The sequence below is a fragment of the Clavibacter lycopersici genome (assembly GCF_003576405.1).
Lineage (GTDB): Bacteria > Actinomycetota > Actinomycetes > Actinomycetales > Microbacteriaceae > Clavibacter > Clavibacter lycopersici.
On the sequence record NZ_QWGT01000216.1, the window covers coordinates 1 to 4755 of the forward strand.

A 4755-nucleotide genomic window follows, 5' to 3' on the forward strand; every position below is an offset into this window, starting at 1 on the left:
GTGGTCGGGTCGGGTCGGGCGGCGCGGGCGGGGCGGATCGGACCGCGGGCGCAGGGGCGCGCTCCCGCGGTCCTCAGTCGGCGCGCGGCTCGGCGTGCGGGGTCGACCCGGGCGGCGGCTCCGGCAGCAGGTGCAGCCCGGCGCCGGTGTTCGCGCTGTCCATCAGCACGTCGACCCAGGCCGGGTTGATGGCGGGAGGCCGGCTTCCCGAGAACCGGAAGTGCAGCGGGAGCTCGGGGGCGACCCACACGGTGCTGCGCCCGTCGCCCTCGGACGCCGGGTACTTCCACGAGAACGCGAAGCTCTCCTTGCGGCGGAGCTTGTTGAGCATGACGATCTGCAGGTGCGCGAGCGCCCGGTCGTCGATGGTGGTGCGGGTGGTGCTGTCGAAGATCAGCTGGCCCATGCCCTGCCCTGCTCCGTGTCCCGTCTTGGTCCCCGTCGAGGTCACGGATCCTGCGGATCCCGCGGCAGCGACGGCTCGGCGACCCGCGGGTGGGGGCATCGAGTGGTGGTCCAGATATTACGGCAAGAGAGGAAACGTCCACCGGCCGGGCGGCGGATCCGTCACCGAGCGGATGCCCAGCGGACGCCGGCGTCGAGCACGTCGAGCGCGTCGAGGACCGCCCGGGCGATCTCGCGCGGGCTGCGGGCATCCGTCGCGATCGTCGTCTCGTCGAGATCGGCCGCCTGCAGCCGCGCGGCCAGCTCGGCGTGGCGGGCCAGGTGCCAGTCGAGCGCGGCGCGGCGGTCGGCGTCGTAGCGGGACCGCAGCCTGGCCTCGACGACGGCCGGCGACGCGGTGAGGCGCACGCACCGCACGTCGATGCCGAGCGCGTCGCGGTACCGCTCGAGGTCGGTGCGCTCCGCGACCACGCCGCTGACCACGAGCTGCCGCGGCCCCGCCTCCTGGAAGAGCGCCCACGTGGCGGCCATGGCGCGCGCCTCGATGACGACGTTCTCCGGATCCCACGACGCCGGCGGCCACGACCGGTGGTACCAGTCGACATCCATCAGGCTGAACGGCCGCCCGGCCTCCGCGAGCAGGTCGCCGACGTGGTCGAGCACGGCGCTCTTGCCGACGCCGTAGGTGCCGTTGAGGAGGAGGGCGGGTGGGCTCGCGTCAGCCATTGGAGCAGGTCTCCTCCGCGGCCGTCTGGCCGGTCACGCCGTCGGGCAGCACGGACGGGGCCGACGCATCCGCGGAGGGCTCGGCGCCCGCGTCGGGTGTCGGCGTGGTCGGCGCCGGGGCCCCGGGGGCCGCGACACCGTCGCCGGTGCTCCCTGGCGCCAGGGTGAAGTCGGCGTCGGCCGCGATGAGGCCGATCATCTCGTCGCCCTTCGCGACATCCTGCGCCACGCGCTGGTTCTCCAGCCGGATGCTCGGGTACTGCACGAAGGTGAAGCGGTCGAGCGGGATGTCCTTCACGGTGAGGGCGAGCGACGCGATCGCGGCCGGGGTGTCGAGCGACGTGGACAGCACCATGTTGTCGACCGCGGCGCGTGCGATCCCGTACACCTTGGCCGGGTTCGTCAACGTGTCCGTCGCCGTGATGGTGCGCAGGAGGGCGCTGAGGAACACCTGCTGGTTGCTGATCCGGTCGATGTCGCTCCCGTCGCCCACGCCGTAGCGGGTGCGGAGGAACTGGACGGCTTCGCGCCCCTGGAGCGGGTGGATCCCGGGCTGCAGGTCGAGGTCCGTCTTGGGATCGTGGAGCCGCTTCGCGATGCACACGGGCACGCCGCCGACCGCGTTCGACATCGCGACGACCCCGTTGAACTGGATGACGCCGCCGTAGGGGACCTCGAGGCCGGTGATCGCCTCCACGGCTCGCACGACGCAGGGCAGCCCGCCGCGCTTGAGGGCCACGTTGATCTGCACGCCCGAGGACGCGGGCTCCTCCGAGCCGTCCGGACGGGTGCACGCGGGCATGTCGACGAGCATGTCGCGCGGGAAGGAGACGACGGTCGCGCGCGTGTGGTCCTCGCTGATGTGCAGGAGCATCGTGACGTCGTTGAGGTTGCCGGTCTGGACGTCCTTGCCCCTGCCGTAGCCGTCGCCCTGGCCCTCGCGGGTGTCGCCGCCGACCAGCAGGATGTTCGCACCCCCGTCGATCCCGCCGATGGAGGGCGGCGGCGCCTGCCCGTCCCCGATGTCCACGGCGTTCGCCTGCACCGTGCGCGCGAGGTCCCACGCGGCGAACGCGGCGACGGATCCGGTGCTCACGACCGCGACGGCCGCCACCACGACCGCGGCGAGGACCGCGGTGCGCATCCCGCTCGGTCTCCGCAGCCGGCCGTGCCGGGCGATGCCGGATGCGATGCGCCGGTCCAGACGCGTCTCCTGGGACATGCGGGCTCCTCGGATCGGCGGGCGGACGCCCACGTGGACGCACGGCCACGTTACGGACCGGCGGGCGGCCGCGGTTCCCCCGAGCGATGTAGATCCTCAGCCCACTCGCCCCGGAAGCGGGGCCGTGCACGCGGAACGGCCCGACCCCCTCCGAGAGGGGATCGGGCCGTCCGGTGGAGCGTGACCTACGGGGCGAGCCGGTTCGGCCCGCGGAAGAGGTACGTGACCTCGCGCAGGTTCGACTGGTGCAGCAGCAGCATCAGCACGCGGTTGAGGCCCATGCCGAATCCGCCGTGCGGCGGCACGCCGTAGCGGAAGAAGTCGAGGTACGAGCCGAGCTCCTCGGGGTCGAGGCCCTTCTCGCGTGCCTGCGCCTCGAGCACGTCGATGCGGTGCTCGCGCTGCGCTCCCGTGGTGATCTCGACGCCGTTCCAGATGAGGTCGTAGCTGTTCGTGATCGTCGGGTCCTCGGCGTTCCGCATGTGGTAGAAGGGCCGGATCGTCGACGGGTAGTCGGTGAGGAACACGAACTCGTGGCCGAACTCCTCCATCACGTGCGCCGCGATCTGGCGCTCGCCCTCGGGGTCGAGGTCGTCGTCCGCGCGGTCGATGACGTGGCCGCGCTTGGCGACGATGTCCTTGGCCTCGAGCAGCGGGATCCGCGGGAACGGGATGCTCGGCACGGTCACCTCCACGTCGAACAGCTCGCGGATCTCGTCGCCGTGCTTCTCCTTCACCGCGGTGAGCGCGGCGACGATGAGCTCCTCCTGGAGGCGGGCGACGTCCTCGTGGCTCTCGATCCAGCTGATCTCCGCGTCCACCGAGGTGAACTCGGTCGCGTGGCGCGAGGTGAAGGACGGGTCGGCGCGGAACGCCGGGCCGACCTCGAACATCTTGCCGAAGCCGGCGGACTGCGCCATCTGCTTGAAGAACTGCGGGCTCTGCGCGAGGTACGCGACGCCGTCGAAGTAGTCGACCTTGAACAGCTCGGCGTTCGACTCCGAGGGGGTGGCCATGAGCTTCGGGGAGAAGACCTCGATGAAGTCGTGCTCGACCCAGTAGGTGCGCAGCGCGTGGACCAGCGTGGTCTGCACGCGGAAGATGAGCGAGTTGCGGGGCGCGCGCAGGTCGATGAAGCGCCAGTCGAGGCGCTTGTCGATGGAGGAGTCCGCCGCGATGGGCGTCTCCGGGATGGCCGCGCCCGCGACCTCGATGCCGGACAGCCCGATCTCCAGGCCGCCGAGCTTCACGCGCTCGTCGTGCTTGAGCGTGCCGGTCGCGGTGAGGAAGGTGCCGGCCGCGAGACCCGAGATGGTGTCGGCGGTCGCATCCTCGTCGCCCTGGCGCTTGTAGGTGAGCTGCACCGCGCCCGACTCGTCGCGGAGGATCACGAACTGGATCTTCTTCTGATCCCGGACGGTCTCGACCCAGCCGGAGACGGCCACGTCCCCGTCGTCGAGGGCGGCCAGGTTCTTGATGAGGGTGCGGGTAGTCACGGTCCACGAGTCTATCCGCGGCCCCCGGCACCCCGCGCGCCGCGGCGGCCGCCTAGCCTGGTGGGACGGCCACGCGACGGGCGGGCGCCGGCGCCCGACGCGGCGCGAGAACCGCAGGGGAGACGCCATGCAGATCGACCTCAACAGCGACCTGGCCGAGTCCTTCGGCCGCTGGACCCTCGGCGACGACGACGCGATGCTCGACGTCGTCTCGAGCGCGAACGTCGCGTGCGGCTTCCACGCGGGGGATCCGCTCGTCATGCTGCACGCGCTCGAGCGCGCGGCCCGGAACGGCGTGGCCGTCGGGGCGCACGTCGCGTACCGCGACCTCGCGGGCTTCGGCCGGCGCGACCTCGACGCATCGCCCGCCGAGGTGACGGGCGACGTGCTCTACCAGCTGGCGGCGATCTCCGGGATGGCGCGGACCGTCGGCGCGCGCGTCTCCTACATCAAGCCGCACGGCGCGCTCTACAACCGCATCGCGCACGACCCGGTGCAGGCGCAGGCGGTGGTGGACGCGGTCGTGGCGCTGGATCCGACGCTCCCCGTGCTGGGCCTCCCCGGCTCCGAGATCCTGCGGCTGGCCGCCGCGGCGGGGCTGCCGACGCGCGTCGAGGCGTTCACCGACCGCGCGTACACGCCCGAGGGCGCGCTCGTCTCGAGGCGGCAGGAGGGGTCCGTGATCCACGACCCGGCCGAGGTCGCCGCCCGCTCGGTGCGCATGGCGACGGAGGGCACGGTCGTCGCGATCGACGGATCCGTGGTGCGGCTCGACCCCGACTCCCTCTGCCTGCACAGCGACACCCCCGGTGCCGTGGGCCTCGCCCGGGCGGTGCGCGACGCGCTCGAGGCGGCGGGCGTGGCGATCCGGCCGGTGCCGGACGCGCCCGACGCCGACGCTCCCGC

General features: G+C 72.6%; 5 protein-coding genes. 1 reads left to right on the forward strand and 4 read right to left on the reverse strand.

Annotation, left to right across the window (positions count from 1 at the left end; genetic code table 11):
• Positions 1-73: 73 nt before the first annotated feature.
• From DZG00_RS12385 to aspS, 4 genes are all read right to left on the reverse strand, one after another.
• Positions 74-451 (reverse strand): DUF7882 family protein, encoded by a 378-nt coding sequence (locus tag DZG00_RS12385; RefSeq protein ID WP_375342504.1) that lies wholly within the window; start codon positions 449-451, stop codon positions 74-76.
• A 116-nt stretch (positions 452-567) separates the two neighbouring features.
• Positions 568-1131: a P-loop NTPase family protein gene (locus DZG00_RS12390; protein ID WP_119382737.1), complete on the reverse strand. Its 564-nt coding sequence runs from the start codon at positions 1129-1131 to the stop codon at positions 568-570.
• Positions 1124-2353 (reverse strand): LCP family protein, encoded by a 1230-nt coding sequence (locus tag DZG00_RS12395; protein WP_119382736.1) that lies wholly within the window; start codon positions 2351-2353, stop codon positions 1124-1126. Before DZG00_RS12395 ends, DZG00_RS12390 begins: the two co-directional genes overlap by 8 nt.
• A 185-nt stretch (positions 2354-2538) precedes the next feature.
• Complete coding sequence (gene aspS / locus DZG00_RS12400; protein ID WP_119382735.1) at positions 2539-3849, reverse strand: aspartate--tRNA(Asn) ligase; 1311 nt, start codon at positions 3847-3849, stop codon at positions 2539-2541.
• Positions 3850-3976: 127 nt separating this feature from the next.
• Between aspS and DZG00_RS12405 the strand changes: the two genes are divergently transcribed.
• A partial coding sequence (locus DZG00_RS12405) for a LamB/YcsF family protein (protein ID WP_147359994.1) occupies positions 3977-4755 on the forward strand: 779 nt, incomplete at its 3' end.

What these genes read in the sequence shown, in the direction of transcription:
- DZG00_RS12390 (WP_119382737.1), bottom strand. Translation starts at nt 1,131, where the DNA reads ATGGCTGACGCGAGCCCACCCGCCCTCCTCCTCAACGGCACCTACGGC.
- DZG00_RS12395 (WP_119382736.1), bottom strand. Translation starts at nt 2,353, where the DNA reads ATGTCCCAGGAGACGCGTCTGGACCGGCGCATCGCATCCGGCATCGCC.